The organism is Butyrivibrio sp. NC2002 (assembly GCF_000702265.1).
Taxonomy (GTDB): Bacteria; Bacillota; Clostridia; order Lachnospirales; family Lachnospiraceae; genus Butyrivibrio.
This window is the reverse complement of sequence record NZ_KL370881.1, coordinates 673,151-689,060: the sequence shown is the minus strand read 5'-3', so window position 1 is coordinate 689,060 and position 15,910 is coordinate 673,151. Positions and strand designations below refer to the sequence as shown.

At 42.6% G+C, this 15,910-nt stretch carries 17 protein-coding genes, 1 tRNA gene and 1 rRNA gene; 1 reads left to right on the top strand and 18 read right to left on the bottom strand.

What is annotated here, in order from left to right; genetic code table 11:
* From T543_RS13960 to dnaX, 7 genes are all read right to left on the bottom strand, one after another.
* A 16S ribosomal RNA gene (locus T543_RS13960) occupies positions 1 to 141 on the bottom strand; the annotation flags it as partial.
* Between the two features lie 464 nt (positions 142 to 605).
* On the bottom strand, positions 606 to 1,058 hold the full coding sequence (locus T543_RS13955) for a CvpA family protein (RefSeq protein WP_035769389.1): 453 nt from the start codon (positions 1,056 to 1,058) through the stop codon (positions 606 to 608).
* A 2-nt stretch (positions 1,059 to 1,060) separates the two neighbouring features.
* Positions 1,061 to 2,275 (bottom strand): DUF5711 family protein, encoded by a 1,215-nt coding sequence (locus tag T543_RS13950; protein WP_035769388.1) that lies wholly within the window; start codon positions 2,273 to 2,275, stop codon positions 1,061 to 1,063.
* Between the two features lie 26 nt (positions 2,276 to 2,301).
* On the bottom strand, positions 2,302 to 3,342 hold the full coding sequence (locus T543_RS13945; RefSeq protein ID WP_035769387.1) for an aldose epimerase family protein: 1,041 nt from the start codon (positions 3,340 to 3,342) through the stop codon (positions 2,302 to 2,304).
* A 55-nt stretch (positions 3,343 to 3,397) separates the two neighbouring features.
* Positions 3,398 to 3,997, bottom strand: a complete 600-nt coding sequence (recR, locus tag T543_RS13940) for a recombination mediator RecR (RefSeq protein ID WP_035769386.1) — start codon at positions 3,995 to 3,997, stop codon at positions 3,398 to 3,400.
* Positions 3,997 to 4,347, bottom strand: coding sequence for a YbaB/EbfC family nucleoid-associated protein (locus tag T543_RS13935; RefSeq protein ID WP_035769385.1), 351 nt, complete (start codon positions 4,345 to 4,347; stop codon positions 3,997 to 3,999). Before T543_RS13935 ends, recR begins: the two co-directional genes overlap by 1 nt.
* A 17-nt stretch (positions 4,348 to 4,364) precedes the next feature.
* The gene (dnaX, locus tag T543_RS13930) at positions 4,365 to 6,152 is read right to left on the bottom strand and encodes a DNA polymerase III subunit gamma/tau (protein ID WP_081830087.1); all 1,788 of its coding nucleotides are present in this window, start codon (positions 6,150 to 6,152) and stop codon (positions 4,365 to 4,367) included.
* A gap of 174 nt (positions 6,153 to 6,326) precedes the next feature.
* Here dnaX and T543_RS15945 point away from each other — a divergent pair.
* Positions 6,327 to 6,413, top strand: a tRNA-Ser gene (locus tag T543_RS15945).
* Positions 6,414 to 6,489: 76 nt separating this feature from the next.
* On the opposite strand, the gene atpC is transcribed toward T543_RS15945, so the two are convergent.
* The 11 genes from atpC to aspS all read right to left on the bottom strand — a co-directional run bounded on the left by atpC (position 6,490) and on the right by aspS (position 15,871).
* Positions 6,490 to 6,897: an ATP synthase F1 subunit epsilon gene (gene atpC, locus T543_RS13925; RefSeq protein WP_035769384.1), complete on the bottom strand. Its 408-nt coding sequence runs from the start codon at positions 6,895 to 6,897 to the stop codon at positions 6,490 to 6,492.
* A 3-nt stretch (positions 6,898 to 6,900) separates the two neighbouring features.
* On the bottom strand, positions 6,901 to 8,295 hold the full coding sequence (gene atpD, locus T543_RS13920; RefSeq protein WP_035769383.1) for a F0F1 ATP synthase subunit beta: 1,395 nt from the start codon (positions 8,293 to 8,295) through the stop codon (positions 6,901 to 6,903).
* A gap of 65 nt (positions 8,296 to 8,360) precedes the next feature.
* Positions 8,361 to 9,218, bottom strand: a complete 858-nt coding sequence (gene atpG / locus T543_RS13915; RefSeq protein WP_035769382.1) for an ATP synthase F1 subunit gamma — start codon at positions 9,216 to 9,218, stop codon at positions 8,361 to 8,363.
* Positions 9,219 to 9,231: 13 nt separating this feature from the next.
* Complete coding sequence (gene atpA / locus T543_RS13910) at positions 9,232 to 10,755, bottom strand: F0F1 ATP synthase subunit alpha (RefSeq protein WP_035769381.1); 1,524 nt, start codon at positions 10,753 to 10,755, stop codon at positions 9,232 to 9,234.
* Positions 10,756 to 10,820: 65 nt separating this feature from the next.
* Complete coding sequence (gene atpH, locus T543_RS13905; RefSeq protein WP_035769380.1) at positions 10,821 to 11,360, bottom strand: ATP synthase F1 subunit delta; 540 nt, start codon at positions 11,358 to 11,360, stop codon at positions 10,821 to 10,823.
* Positions 11,357 to 11,860, bottom strand: coding sequence for a F0F1 ATP synthase subunit B (gene atpF, locus T543_RS13900; protein ID WP_035769379.1), 504 nt, complete (start codon positions 11,858 to 11,860; stop codon positions 11,357 to 11,359). Before atpF ends, atpH begins: the two co-directional genes overlap by 4 nt.
* A 24-nt stretch (positions 11,861 to 11,884) precedes the next feature.
* Positions 11,885 to 12,166 carry an ATP synthase F0 subunit C gene (atpE, locus tag T543_RS13895; RefSeq protein ID WP_035769377.1) on the bottom strand — a complete coding sequence of 94 codons (282 nt, stop codon included), beginning with the start codon at positions 12,164 to 12,166 and terminating at the stop codon, positions 11,885 to 11,887.
* 69 nt (positions 12,167 to 12,235) lie between these two features.
* Complete coding sequence (locus tag T543_RS13890; protein WP_035769375.1) at positions 12,236 to 12,997, bottom strand: F0F1 ATP synthase subunit A; 762 nt, start codon at positions 12,995 to 12,997, stop codon at positions 12,236 to 12,238.
* A 9-nt stretch (positions 12,998 to 13,006) separates the two neighbouring features.
* Positions 13,007 to 13,423 carry an ATP synthase subunit I gene (locus tag T543_RS13885; protein WP_035769623.1) on the bottom strand — a complete coding sequence of 139 codons (417 nt, stop codon included), beginning with the start codon at positions 13,421 to 13,423 and terminating at the stop codon, positions 13,007 to 13,009.
* Positions 13,424 to 13,443: 20 nt separating this feature from the next.
* Positions 13,444 to 13,722 (bottom strand): AtpZ/AtpI family protein, encoded by a 279-nt coding sequence (locus tag T543_RS13880; RefSeq protein ID WP_035769373.1) that lies wholly within the window; start codon positions 13,720 to 13,722, stop codon positions 13,444 to 13,446.
* Between the two features lie 307 nt (positions 13,723 to 14,029).
* Positions 14,030 to 15,871 (bottom strand): aspartate--tRNA ligase, encoded by a 1,842-nt coding sequence (gene aspS / locus T543_RS13875; RefSeq protein WP_035769372.1) that lies wholly within the window; start codon positions 15,869 to 15,871, stop codon positions 14,030 to 14,032.
* Positions 15,872 to 15,910: the final 39 nt, after the last annotated feature.

Genomic DNA, 15,910 nt, shown 5'->3' with positions numbered 1-15,910 from the left:
CCCACGCGTTACTCACCCGTCCGCCACTAAGATCTAACAAGCTTTGACCGAAATCTCTGCAGCGTTAAATCTCCGTTCGACTTGCATGTGTTAGGCACGCCGCCAGCGTTCATCCTGAGCCAGGATCGAACTCTCACGTTAAAAATCTATCTCTTCACCTTTCGGTGATTTGATCGTTCGTCTGACCAGAACTAAAGCTTGGCTTTGTTCTGTCCGTTTTACCTTTGTTAGGTTTTGTTCTCTGAATATTCTTTAATGGAATTTTCAGGGTTGCATTACTATTTTATTGTCAATGTGCTTTTGTGTCATGGCTTGTCAGCCGCAACTCTGATAGGATATCATTTAGCAGGCTTTTTGTCAAGCACTTTTTTGATTTATCTTTTTACTCTCTTTTGAATAACAGCGCTGATTCCTTCCGGTCAGACCGCTTGTCACTCGTAGCGAGCGAATATAAATATACCATTCACCCCTGTATGTGTCAATCACATATTTTGCAATTAATAAATTATTAAGAATTTTCTTATTATTATATGTAAAATGGTAAAATTTTACTTATTGTGCATATGTAAAAGCAGGCTACAATGAGCCAAGACAAGCGCATTACATCATATATGTATCAGTCCGATAATCCCATTGAATGTATATCTTACAGCTCCTTCAAAATCATAGCCTGTTATATAATTCAGGACTCTTAACCAAATATATATCTCTACAAGTCCAAAGCAGGCTCCCAAAAGCTTGTCTGTTGTTCCCAGGATCGGTACTTTTCTTACGCCTCTGGCTCCGTTTGATATCCCCTGGATTGCTCTATATACAAGCAAGATTGCAATTATCTTAAAAGCAATTGCTACAATATGTAATTTTTCTCCTCCGAGGAATTTATCTACTGTATCCGAAGCAATATTGAGAATGCAAAAGCCAACCGCGATAGCTGCTATTTCTAGAAGCTCTGCGATAAGCCCGTATTTGTATCCATATGATATTCTCCATAAGAGAAAAATTAAAACCGCAAGCGAAACCATCACCTGCGGCTGTGTTATAAAAGTCATAATTTCCATTATTATTTGAGCTCCATAGTTTCAATTGAATTGCGTGTCACCAAAAGGAACTTACTTCTAATACCTGTCGGAATCATTACTCGAACCGCATTATCAAAGTTCCCTCCGAACTTAACATTTCCATTCATATCACACAAAAGGAACTCATCCTCACCATATATTGTTATCTGATCATCATTAAAAAGAATATCAACATACTCAAGGTCAAAATATACAGTTGTCTCCAGTGTCCCGGTATTTCCGTAAACCTGAAGTCTGTACGCACCTTCCTCGGTATTATTCACAAATACAACTCCCACATGAGAGTCATTGTAGAACACTGAACGGATTTCTTCTTCACCAGTCATAGCTTCTGTCTGGCTTGTAGGAACTTCACTTCCGGAGAAAAACATTATTCTGTCGTCAGCAGCTGCAAAAATCTTGCTGTCATTCATAAACTGGACATAAGGTACCACTGTGCCAGGATAATCAAATCCACTTGCATAATTGTCTGTGGCATTTTGTCCAACAGCTCCAAAGTTGAAAAAGGCTACACTGGTTTTAAGTCTTCCGTTATCAGCCTTCAAATATGAAACGCATACAAGTTCTCCACTTGGAGATATGCTTACATCAACCGGATATCCACTATCCTGCATTGTTGTCTTGAAACTGGCAAGCGTTTCGCCTTTTGCATCAAACAAATATATCCATGTCACTGTCTGATCATCGAGCACTGCTGCGACCACACCTTGAGAAGCAACGCAAAAATCTCTTATAGGGAGATTCGTATCTATTTCTCCCAATATTCCGGATGTATTGGCTACATATATGTTGTGTCCGTTATAATCTCCTACAGCAACTACATTTTTGCAGGTGTGGACAGTCGGGTTCTGCATCTGATAGGTTTGATTCCACAATGCTTCTCCCTGTGCGTTTAAGCAGCTAACACCGTCTTTACTGTACTGCAGGACGTAGCCGTCAAGGTTCATCGCTTCCGCCCCTGAAGTGTCTGATATTCTGATTGCTGATGAAAACTGCACTTCTGTATATGTTTTATCTCTCCAGCTGACGTAGATTGCCATTACCAGAAGCACAGTCAAAATCATTATAATTACAGTTCTTACCGCTACAGCAATCCTATGTTTTCTGATTTTTTCAGTATATGATATTTCCTGCTGATTGCTGTCTTCATCAGTATTTTTATTTATATATTTAGTAAAATCTCTGACTTCTGCCATTACAGTTCTTTCTATAATTAGTACAATTACATGAAGCGATAAACAGTTGTTGTATCGTATTCACGCTCGGGTCCGAATATGCAATCCGGGAATTCTTTCTGATTTACTGCATTAGGATGAATCTGCGTTTCAAGGCAAAATCCGTCTCTTTCCTTGTACACAGCACCTTCTTTACCGCCCTCAGCCTTAAGGAAATTGCCTGCGTAAAACTGGAATGCCGGAAGAGTTGTAGAACACTGCATGGTTATTCCTGTTTCAGGACATGTTACTGTGGCAAATATTCTTCTTGTTCCATCTGCGCCATCTACACAGAAATTATGGTCAAAGCCACCGGCTATCTTTATCTGTTCATCATCAGAATTAATATCTTTTCCGATAGGTTTGGCCTGTCTGAAGTCAAGAGGAGTACCCTCAACACTCTTTATTTCACCTGTAGGAATAAGTCCTTCTCTTACCGGTGTTGTCTTTTCTGCATTAAACTGAGCTACATGATCCAGGATAGATCCTGAGTTATGTCCTCCCAGATTGAAATAGCAATGGTTAGTCAGGTTCATTAATGACTTTTTGTCACTTGTTGCATGATAGTGAAGTGAAAGAGCATTGTCGTTTGATAGAGTGTATGTCACAGTAAATACTCTGTTTCCGGAGAATCCAAGATCCCCATCCTCAGCTTTTAATGTAAAAGTAACACTGTCTTCTGTCTCGCTTGCTTCCCATATTCTCTTATGGAAGCCGTTCTCCATGTCGGTGTGAAGATTGTTGGGTCCATCATTTTTTTCCATGGTAAAAATTTTACCATCTATAGAATAAGCTGCATTTGCAACACGATTGGCACTAGGGCCAACTACTATTCCAAGGAAGCAGTCATTATCAAAGTATCCTGAGACATCTTCGTATCCAAGAACTACATCCTTTTTCTCTCCGTTTTTATCAAAAACAAAAATATTTCTGATGGCTGCACCATAATTAAGCACGCATACTTCCATGCCTGATGAATTAGTAAGATGATATCCGTATATAGGCGCGCCTGTTTTTGTTTCTCCCAAAAATTCTCTTTTCACACTCATTGTTGTCCTCCTTGTGGTAAGAATCAGCGCATTGCCAATTCTTTATTATGCAATTTTACAGTTCTGTTCTGCCTTCCAGAGCCCTCAAAAGCGTTACTTCATCTATATATTCAAGATCACCGCCCACCGGTACCCCACTGGCTATTCTGGTGACCTTTATTCCGGTTGGTTTTATAAGTTTGCTGATATACATCGCTGTTGTTTCACCCTCAAGACTTGAATTGGTTGCGATTATCACTTCATTGACATCTTCGGTTTCAAGTCTTTTTACAAGTTCTGCCAGCTTAATGTCGCCCGGACCAATCCCAAGCATTGGTGAAATTGCCCCATGAAGAACATGATAAATTCCCTCGTATTTCCCGGTCTTTTCATAAGCTGCAAGATCCCTTGCATTTTCAACGACCATAATGGTGCTGTGATCTCTGCTTTTATTCGCGCAGATCGGACAGATTTCATTATCCGTGAGAGTAAAACATTTTTTGCAATAATGAACGTTCTCTCTGGCATCTGTTATTGACTTGGCTAGCCTCTCTACTCTGTCTTTTGGCAATCCAATAATATAAAATGCGAGCCTTTGAGCCGACTTGCCGCCAATTCCTGGAAGCTGCGATAGTTCCTCTATCAGCCTGTTTATATGTCCGCTGTATAAATCCATTAAAAAGGAAGTCCTCCGAGTCCGCCGAGGCCACCGGTCATCTTACCCATGATATCGCTCTGGGCTTTTTCTGCCTGATCCATCGCCTCGTTAACTGCTGCAACTATCATATCCTGAAGCATCTCAACATCTTCGGGATCAACTGCATCTTCTGCAATCTTAATTGCCTGAAGCTTCTTAGAACCTGTAACTGTTGCTTCAACAGCACCGCCACCGGCACTTGCTGTAAATTCCTTTGTCTCTAATTCCTTCTGGCTCTCCTCCATCTGACGCTGCATTCTCTGAGCCTGTTTCATAAGATTATTCATGTTGCCGGGCATTCCTCCCGGAAATCCACCACGTTTTGCCATTTTATTCCTCCTAAAAATTAATCCTCGTCTTCGCCATTGTCTTTTTCTTCAAAAGCGTTTTCATCATCGAGGTCATTATTATCTGTATCAGAAGCCCCTGAATTGTAATCGGTATAGGCGCTTGCCTCTTCATGGCCAAGATCATCGCCCATGTCAATTTCTCTGTCAGGATCAAAATCCTGATTTGCAAAATCGAACTCCGGCATGTCAGGTTCATCTTCCGTTACAATATCAAAATGAATGTTTTTGAGATCTATATACTGTTCCGAAGCCGGTCTGTCCGGGCTTGCAAAGCGCATCTCAAATTCCACATGCTTTCCTATCGCATTATCCAGGATAGTACCAAGTTCTGAATGTCCGGGCTCTACAGAGTATTTTTCAACACGCTCTTTATTATCAAGTACTATAAAAAGTTTGTTGTCATTGCCCTGGCTTAAAATCGCTCCCTGCAGATAAGTTTTCATTGGATTTGGCATTCCAAAAAGAATCTTGCCCCATTCATTTACAACTCTTTTTACATCTTCCGCAACTGCTATTTCAAGCTGCTTTTCTTCCTTCGGAGCAGGTGCTGCAACCATCTGAGCTTTCGGTGCATTTCCACGGCTTATTCCTATTTCTCCGCTTTTGATGCCTCCCAAAACTCTGTCCATCTCCTCACCTTTTTCTTCAAGGATTCTGATCCTGTCCGCAAAGGCATCTATATTTTCATCCATCTGAGGCTTGCAGATTCTTATAAAAGTCACCTCTATAAGAATACGTTTTTGTGTTGCAAATCGCAAGTTTGACGAAAGCTCTGAAAAGACACGTATATAGCGCATGATAGTATCTATATCACTTTCTGCGGCAACTTCTTTTAAGTTCTGCAGATTTTCAGAGGACATGTCGATGACATCCTCCATGTGATCAGATGTACATGCAAGCATTAGATTTCGCAAATACCAGATAAAATCGCTTACAAACTGTGTCAGTTCTCTACCCTGGATCACTATCTCTGATAAAAGATCCAGCGCGCCGGTCACATCCTGTTTAATAAGAAAACAAAACAGTTTTCCGAAAACCGAAGTGTCAACAGCGCCAAGTACATTAAGAACTCTGTCATAAGTCAGTTCTTCGCCATAGTTAAAAGCTATGCACTGGTCAAGAAGGCTGAGGGAATCTCTCATTGATCCGTCTGCTGCCTTGGCAATATACCGAAGTGCTTTGTCCTCGACTTTTACCTGCTCTGCATCAACTACTTCACGCAGTCTGTCAGCAATAGTATCTATCGTAATTCTGTGAAAGTCATATCTCTGGCACCTTGAAAGGATGGTTATAGGTATCTTCTGGACTTCCGTAGTCGCCAGGATAAATATCACATATGACGGCGGCTCTTCAAGACTCTTTAGAAGGGCATTGAATGCGCCTGCAGAGAGCATGTGAACCTCGTCAATAATATATACTTTATATTTTCCTACTGTTGGTGAATATGATATTTCATCTATTATCTCACGGATGTTATCAACACCGTTGTTTGATGCGGCATCAATTTCTATTACATTTCCCATTGCAGCGCCCTGCTCAATTGCCTTGCAGGTGGGACACTCTCCGCATGGGCTGCCATCCCTTGGACTTTCGCAGTTAACAGCTCTGGCAAGTATCTTTGCCACTGATGTTTTACCTGTACCACGTGTTCCGCAAAACAGATATGCATGGCCGATTCTATCTGATTTTATCTGATTCTTAAGTGTTGTAACTATGTGATCCTGCCCTTTGACATCATCAAATACAGGTGGTCTGAATTTTCTGTATAGTGCTACATAAGCCATCTAAATTAGATACTCCCAACTAAAACTTTATAATGAACATTTGCTGATATAAAGTTCCTCAAACTTCCAAATAATTATACCGAATAATGCCTGATGCAACAATAACTTTATTGACTAAAAAGGAGTTCAAACGTATAATGAAAAAGCAGCCTGAAAGGGCTGTTGTTCATGTTTGCAGAGCTACTCAAGAGGTCCAAGAGGGAGCACTCGAAATGCTTTAGGCCGGTCTCCGGCGCGTGGGTTCAAATCCCACGCTCTGCGTTTTTATCAACATAAAAAGACCCTTATCTGTATCTTAGCGATATCAGATAAAGGTCTTTTTTTGATTATTATTTTATTATTTTTTATCTGCGGAACCGATTCTTACAAGAGCCCTATAGAGCTTTGCTTCCGCGCGGACTCTGGATTCTTTTGTAAGCTTCGCGTCTTTAAGCGCTTCTTCAGCCTTGGCTTTTGCAGCTTTAGCACGTTCCACATCTATTTCGTCGCTCCATTCCCAGGTTGTAGGAAGAACACGAACCTCGCCGTCCATTACAGAGAGCATACCACCTATACAGGCAGCCTTGGTCTCTGTTCCATCGGCCAGTGTAATGTGAGCTGTTCCCATGCCAATACCGGTGCAGTAGTTGATATGGCGGGCAAGTATCTCTACATCGCCATCTACTGTACGGAGCATGATCTTCTCAACATCACCCTCATATTCAACCCCATCAAGGGATACGACCTGTAAATGATAGGTAGCCATACATTATCCCTTCTTTGCTTTTTCGAACACTTCATCAATTGTTCCAACAAGCAAAAATGCTGACTCCGGAAGGTCATCACACTCGCCGTCAAGGATCATCTTGAATCCGCGAATTGTTTCCTTAAGAGGTACATACTTTCCGGGAAGTCCTGTAAACTGCTCTGCTACTGAGAAGCTCTGTGAAAGGAAGTTCTGAACCTTACGAGCTCTGAATACGGTCTGCTTATCTTCATCAGACAATTCATCCATACCCATGATAGCAATGATATCCTGAAGTTCACGATATCTCTGAAGCACCTGCTGAACACCCTTGGCAACTTCATAGTGTTCCTTTCCTACTACATCAGGTGAAAGGATACGGCTTGTTGAATCCAGAGGATCAACAGCGGGATAAATACCCTTTGACGCAATGTCACGGGAAAGAACGGTGGTCGCATCAAGGTGTGTGAATGTAGTTGCAGGAGCAGGGTCAGTAAGGTCATCGGCAGGAACGTATACGGCCTGAACCGATGTGATTGATCCTTTCTTGGTAGATGTAATACGCTCCTGAAGAGCACCCATTTCAGTAGCCAGTGTAGGCTGGTAACCTACGGCTGAAGGCATACGTCCAAGAAGCGCTGAAACCTCTGAACCAGCCTGTGTGAAACGGAAGATGTTATCAATGAACAAAAGCACATCCTGATTCTTAACGTCACGATAATACTCTGCCATTGTAAGTCCTGAAAGAGCAACTCTCATACGTGCTCCCGGGGGCTCATTCATCTGTCCGTAAACAAGCGCTGTTTTATTTAAAACTCCGCTTTCTTTCATTTCACCGTAAAGGTCATTACCTTCACGAGTACGCTCACCTACACCGGTAAATACGGAAATACCGCCGTGAGCCTTTGCTACGTTATTGATAAGCTCCATAATAAGGACTGTCTTACCAACTCCGGCACCACCAAACAAACCGATCTTACCACCCTTTGCATAGGGGCAGATAAGGTCAACGACTTTGATTCCTGTCTCAAATATTTCGGTAGCCGGGACCTGATCTTCAAAAGAAGGAGCAGGTCTGTGAATAGGCCATCTCTCCTGAGTTGTAGGTGCAGGCTGATTATCAACCGGTTCACCTAGAAGATTGAATATTCTTCCAAGACATTCGTCACCAACGGGAACTGAGATTGGTCCGGCTGTATCTACCGCATCAATTCCACGGACAAGTCCGTCCGTAGAACTCATCGCAATACAACGGACTACGTCATCACCAATCTGCTGTGCAACCTCGGCAATAAGAGTTGTATCACCATTTTTTATTTCAATAGCATTATGCAGATCGGGAAGCTCACCCTCGCCAAAACGGATGTCAAGGACAGGTCCTGTTACCTGTATTACCTTTCCAACATGTTTTTCACTCATCTGTGAGTACTCCTTTGTTTTTCTTTTACTAATCCCTTATTTAACACCTTTTAGAAATGTTAAATTCAAGGTTCTTCCGCACCAGCAACGATCTCTGTGATTTCCTGCGTGATGCTTGCCTGTCTTGCTCTGTTATAGTACAAACTCAAAGTTTCGATCATTTCTTCTGCGTTGTCGGTAGCTGCTTCCATTGCAGTTCTTCTGGCTGCAAGTTCACTTGCAACCGAGATGTTAATACTGGAATAGAGCACCCCCGCCAAATACTCCGGAACAACCGTATTGAATACTGTTTCGCTGTCCGGTTCGTACAAAATCAGAGATCCTGACCTTACAGCCTCTCCATCTTCACCTTTAAGATCCGAAAGCGGAAGTATTGGTGATGCTTTTGGAACCTGAGACATCATCGATATAAAGTCCGTGTAACATAGGAAAATATGTCCGAATCTTCCTTCTTTGTATGCGTCACACAAGATTTTTGCTACCGAAAAGCAATCAGATATATTTACTTTAGCAACTTCAGCAAAATCCTCTGTGAAGATCGGAACGTTTCTGTGTTTGAAGTACTCTACAGATTTTTTTCCTATAGGAAGTACTTCTATATCACGTCCTTTTGTCTCACTTTCCATAAACTTGAAGAGGTTTGAGTTGTATCCTCCTGCAAGGCCTCTGTCACCGGCGATTACTACGTATAACCATTTATCACTTTTGCCCTGTCTTGTATATGGGGACTGAAAATCACGGTTACTGTTAGCGATATCTCTTAGTGTGCTAAGCAATGTTCCAAGATATGGCTTTGACTTATTAGCCTTTTCTTTAGCCTTTCTCAGCTTACTTGCAGCAACCAGCTGCATCGCCTTTGTAATCTGCATGGTGCTTTGTACGCTTTTTATCCGGAGCTTCACAGCTTTCATATTAGCAGCCATGTATTATCCTCCGTTATTTTTTTCCGGCAACAAATTTGTCTGTGTATGCCTTAAGTGCACCTTTAAGCTTCTCTTCTGAATCGCCTTCAAGTTTTCCTGTATCACGAATAGCCTGCATTACAGAGCTTCCATCAGGGTTGGTATCAAGGAATTCATACAGACCAGCCTCATACTCAGCGATATCTGAAGGTTCAACTTCTGTAAGGACGTTGTTGATAACAGCATACAGAATGGCAACCTGTTTCTCTACGGGTACCGGTGAACTACGATCCTGCTTAAGAACTTCCACAATTCTTTCACCCTGTGCAAGACGCGCCTTGGTATCTTCATCAAGGTCTGATCCGAACTGAGCGAAGCTCTGCAGCTCACGATACTGTGAATAAATAAGCTTAAGTGTTCCGGCAACTTTCTTCATGGCCTTGATCTGAGCATTACCACCTACACGGGATACTGAGATACCGGGGTTAACAGCCGGCATGATGCCCGAGTGGAAAAGCTCCGTCTCAAGGAATATCTGTCCATCTGTGATGGAGATAACGTTTGTCGGAATGTATGCGGATACGTCTCCGGCCTGTGTCTCGATGATAGGCAGAGCAGTAAGTGAACCACCGCCGTTCTCATCGGAAAGCTTAGCCGCACGCTCCAAAAGTCTGCTGTGCAAATAGAATACGTCACCGGGATATGCTTCACGTCCCGGGGGTCTTCTGATAAGAAGGGAGAGAGCACGATAAGCAACAGCGTGCTTTGAAAGGTCATCATAGACAACCAATACGTGCTTACCCTTGTTCATAAAGTACTCACCCATTGTGCAGCCTGTATAAGGAGCAATGTACTGCAGAGGGCTGGGTTCAGATGCTGTAGCAGCTACAACAATTGAATACTCCATAGCGCCTGCTGCCTGCAGTTCAGCAACGAGTGAAGTAACTGTTGATCTCTTCTGACCGATCGCAACATAGATACAGATTACATCTTTTCCCTTCTGGTTGATGATCGTATCAATAGCAATTGTGGTCTTACCTGTCTGACGGTCACCGATAATAAGCTCACGCTGTCCACGTCCAATCGGGATCATGGAGTCGATTGCTTTGATACCGGTCTGCAAAGGCTCTTTAACCGGCTGTCTTTCGATAATTCCGGGTGCCTTGATCTCAACAGGTCTGTAATCGTCTGATTCGATAGGGCCTGCGCCATCTATCGGCTGTCCAATAGCATTAACTACACGTCCTATCATTGCATCGCCTACCGGAACAGATACAACTCTTCCGGTACGTTTTACGGTCTGTCCTTCACTGATTCCTACATCTTCTCCGAACAAAACCGCAGATACTACTGTTTCTTCGAGGTTCTGAGCCATTCCGAATGTTCCGTTCTCGAACTCAAGAAGCTCTCCTGACATACAGTTCAGGAGTCCGCTTACTCGTGAAATACCGTCACCAACGGTAAGAACTGTTCCGGTCTCATTCTGAATGATCGCATTTTGATAGTTTTTGATCTGGCTTCGAATAACCTCGGATATTTTTTCTGGTTTTAATTCCATTCTAAAAGCCTCCGTGGTTTACAATTTTATTCAACCGGCGCCGGGGACAAATCCCTGTGCACCAATCACATGACTGTTTCGTCAACCTTCTTGCGAAGTTCATCAAGGCGTCCCTGGACTGTTCCGTCAAAGAGCTTGCCTTCGATATCAACTCGAATACCTCCAAGAACAGATGCATCGATTTTCTGGGATAAAAGAATCTTTTTTCCCGTAATAGATTCGAGTTTGTGTTTAAGAGCATCTATCTGGGAATCGTTTAGAGTGATCGCACTTGTTACGATGGCCTCTGCTATTCCGTGATCTTTATTGTAGCTCTCCCTGAATCTGCGGCTGCATGCTGAAAACTGTCTGAGCAATCCTCTTTCAACGAGGATCTTGATAAAGTTGAGCAGATACGGTTGTAACTGTCCGTCAAATGCTTCATCTACCAGTTTCAGTCTCTCCTTCTTTGGAACCGAGGGCTCCGACAGAAGTGTTATGTAGTCGGGATTCTCCTTGAAAATCTCTTTAACCGATTCCATCTGAACAAGAATGTCATCCGTAAGGTTTTCCGAAAGTGCCAGATCATACAGACTCTGTCCGTATAAATCTCCAGCCTTTGTCATGACGCCTCCCCTACATTGTTAATAAACTCATCAATCAGTTTCCTGTGATCGTTCTCGTTGATTTCCTTTTCTACGACTTTTCCTGCAATATCCATCGCAAGTCCGCCGATAGTGTCCTTAGCCTCGTTGATGGCTTTCTTTTTCTCTTGCGCGATATCCGCTTCTGCTCTGGCAGTAAGTTGTGCAGCCTGTTCTTTGGCTTCCTTCACAATATTATCTGCCTTACCCTGAGCCTCTTTCTGCGCTGTAGCAACTATTTCAGCAGCCTGTGCCTGTGCTGATGAAAGACTTGTTTCATATTCTTTCTTCATGGTTTCGGCTTTTTCTTTTGCTTCACGCGCACCCTTTAATTCAGCTTCAGTCATCTTCTGTCTCTTTTCGAGAATGTCATTGACAGGCTTGAAAAGAAATTTTTTAATGAGCCACAACTGAATAAACAGGTTACAGAGCTGGGCAATGAACGTCCACGGAACTATTCCTACTAATCCCTGTGTATCCATTCGCGTACCTCCGTACTAACAAACTTACTTCAGATAATTCATGAATGTTCCAGGTGCAACGAAGATAAGAAGAAGACCTGTAACGAAACCATAAATACCGGTTGTCTCTGCTACGGCACAACCAAGAAGCATAGTACTTGTAACGTCGCCCTTACACTCAGGCTGACGTCCGATAGCTTCAAGAGCCTTAGAAACGGCAGTTCCTTCACCTATACCAGGTCCGATACCTGCGATAAGCGCACATCCTGCACCTATTCCACAGCCTGCAAGTGCAATACCTCTAGCTAACAACTGATAATCACCCATGTTTTTTTCCTCCTAGAAAAAATGTTTTTTGTTATAAATAATAATTACTGTATTTAGTTTTTCTGTGTATCAACCTTCTGCGGCATTCGCAATGTACATGATAGTAAGCATTGAGAAAATGAATGCCTGCATAACTCCTGTGAACCAGTCAAAATAAACGCCTAAGACTGCAGGAATACCAACACTTAGAATCGGAATCTGTGAAAGCACTGCTCCAACTGTTCCGGGGATCAGACCCAAAATAGCTGATGATGCAAGTGCAAGTGCTGCATATATAAGTCCGTCAATAACTACGCCGGAAAGAATATTACCAAAATGACGGCACGCCATACTTACCGGAGTTGCAAACTCTGAAAGAATATTAAACGGCGTAAGTACCGGGATAGGCTGAGTGAATCCTTTCAGATAACCACCTATTCCTCCTGCTTTTATCTTGGTTGCAGTGATAATCACAAATACTACTACAGCCCATGCAGCTTCTGTCGCCAGATCCGCAGTCGGGCTTCTAAGTCCTACCAGACAAATAAGGTTAGAAACAACACTGGTTGTAAAAATAGTTGCAACCAGAGGAATCAACTTATCAAACTTGGTTGATCCGGTATTGCCTCTTACAAAATTGTTGGCAGTCTCGACCAGCATTTCTGCAATTGCTTGCCGCTTTGAAATGTTCTCGACCTGAAGATTTCTCGTCAGGAAGATACACAGCAGTGTTATGATGACCATTACGATCCAGCTGACAATCAGTGTCTCAGTGATCTGAAAATCACCAAGTACCGGGATTGGCGTATGGATGGTGTAAAAGATCTTACTGCCAGTAATTTCAAAGTTCATACGTTAGTATCACCTTCCTTTCCTCGCAGATAGTATTCCGCGAATTTTTATTAAAAAGCTTGGAATAAAAAGAGGAATGATACCTGTCACAAGATTTATAGCCGGAACAAAGATTGCTATAACAACCCATACCAACTGGATCAATGTGCGGTAGCGAAGACTTACTGCCATGGTACTTCTGGCTCTGTCATCTTCCTCCTGATTCATTCCGGCGATCTTCTGTACTGTAAGCCCCATCCAAAAGAAGTTGCCTACTGCGACAATAGTTCCACCTGCCGCGCCTACGAAGACCGTATAATCAAAAGGTGCATATGAAGGCACCACTTGATGCAAAATAAAAAAACAAATAATAACAAGTATTGAAGCAACTGATGTGCCTATCAATATAAATGAAGTTTCCTTCTTAACAGCTTCCTGAACTCCCATACAAAACTTATTCCTCTCCATTAGACGTGCTTATTAAAAGACACCTCTTTTTCGTCACGTTTTTTCTTCTCCGTTTTGCCTATTACCTCCAGATAAACCTTGTATCCGGTCATGATCGAGCCTCCGAGTCCAAAGAATATTCCAATGATGTAGATCCACCCCGGAAGTCCCATACCCGTAGTTAGCTGATAGCATATAAAAATGCACACAAGAATCGGCGCTACCAGGGATAACCCCAGTTGCCCCACCATTGCAAACTGCGTCATTAACTTGGAAAAATCTTTTGATTTTTTAATCATTTGAACTGATTTCGACTCTTCATTCTGATAATTTGTACAAATCCGAAATTACGCAACATATATTTCAATAATACAAGTGTTTTTCAGAAAATACAATTGCTTAGGCTAGATTTTACAAACATTTTAGTTTTGTTCATCTCTAAAACTCGAGTTCCATTTTATTTCTATTTTGAGACTTAAAAAATTCATTTTTTGGCAAAAATTACCTGTATAAAAATCCAATTTTGCAAATTGGATATGCAATTAAAAAAATACCCCGGAATACCGATATTTGCATCGGCATTCCGGGGTATATATATTTTTCATTTTATTCTGCGTCATCTACGACAGTTCTGATGTGGAGTTCTTCAAGCTGCTTCTCTGTTACTTCGCCGGGAGCATTCATCATTACGTCCTGAGCATTCTTGTTCATAGGGAACGGAATGATCTCTCTGATTGAATTCTCGCCTGCAAGAAGCATAACCATACGGTCTACACCAGGTGCAATACCTGCGTGCGGCGGTGCACCGTAGCAGAATGCATTGTACATAGCAGGGAACTTAGCCTTAACATCTTCCTCGCCAAGTCTTACCATCTCAAATGCCTTGATCATGATCTCTGGATCATGGTTACGAACAGCACCTGATGAAAGCTCAACGCCGTTACATACAAGGTCATACTGATCTGCCATGATATCGAGCGGATCGATCTCGCCTCTCTCTGCCTTAAGAAGAGTCTCCATGCCGCCACTTGGCATTGAGAAAGGATTGTGACAGAACTCAAGCTCTCCTGACTCTTCGCCGATTTCGTACATAGGGAAATCAACGATCCAGCAGAATGCGTACTGCTCTTTATCCATATGTCCGGGTACTGCTGCACCAAATGTCTTGATTGAAACACCTGCGATTTTCTGAGCCATTCCCTTTTTGCCTGCGCCTATAACAACAAGGTCGCCTGCCTTAAGTGAAAGTGCGGAAATCACTTCGTCTTTTCTTTCCTGAACAAACTTTGCAATTCCTCCGACAATCTCTCCGTTTTCATCAAGTCTGAACCAGTAAGGCTTAGAGCCTGCCTGTACTTCAACTTCTGCAATTGTCTTATCTATGAATTTACGGCTCTCTTTGAAATCAGAAATAACAACAGCTTTAATGCATACTTCTGTGATGTCTCCGGCCTTTAAAGCGCCTTCGCTTGCATCTGCAGCTTCCTGTGATACTGTGCTTGCAAAAGGTCCAAATCCGCAATCCTTAAGTACCTCTGTAGCATCTGTAGCTGTGAGGTCAATTCTAAGGTCAGGCTTATCTGTTCCGTATTTCTCCATAGCTTCAAGGTAAGGAATACGTGCAAAAGGTGCCTCAGATGCTCTGTCATAAGTGCCATACTTAGCAAAAATAGGAGGAAGAACATCCTCGCAAACAGAAAAGACATCTTCCTGAGAAGCAAAAGCCATCTCCATATCAAGCTGATAGAATTCTCCCGGGCTTCTGTCTCCTCTTGCATCCTCATCTCTAAAGCAGGGTGCGATCTGGAAATATCTGTCAAAGCCTGAAGTCATAAGGAGCTGCTTGAACTGCTGAGGCGCCTGAGGAAGTGCATAGAACTTTCCGGGGTGCTTTCTTGCAGGAACAAGGTAATCTCTTGCGCCTTCAGGTGATGATACTGTAAGAATAGGAGTTGTGATCTCCATAAAGCCATGCTCTGTCATAGCCTGTCTGAGTGCAGCTATTACATTACATCTTAAAACGATATTCTGCTTAACTTCCGGATTTCTAAGATCAAGATAACGGTACTTAAGTCTTGTTGTCTCATCGGCCTCGCGGCTTCTGTTTATTTCAAAAGGAAGTTCGTTATATCTGCAACGACCAAGAACCTCTACCTTTTCAGGCACAACTTCGATATCTCCGGTTGCCTGCTTGGGGTTTTTAGAGCTTCTCTCTCTGACTGTACCCTCAACTGAGATAGTTGATTCTTTATTGATTCCCTTAACGGTCTTCATCATATCTTCATTTTCGATGACTACCTGAGTGGTTCCGTAAAAATCTCTCAAAACCACAAATCCGAGCTCTGCGCCGACTTCACGAAGATTTTCAAGCCATCCGACAAGCTTGACCTTCTGACCGGCATGCTCTATTCTGAGCTCTCCACATGTATGTGTACGCGACTGCATCATAATGTTACTACTCCTTCTATAACGCATTAAAATTCTTCT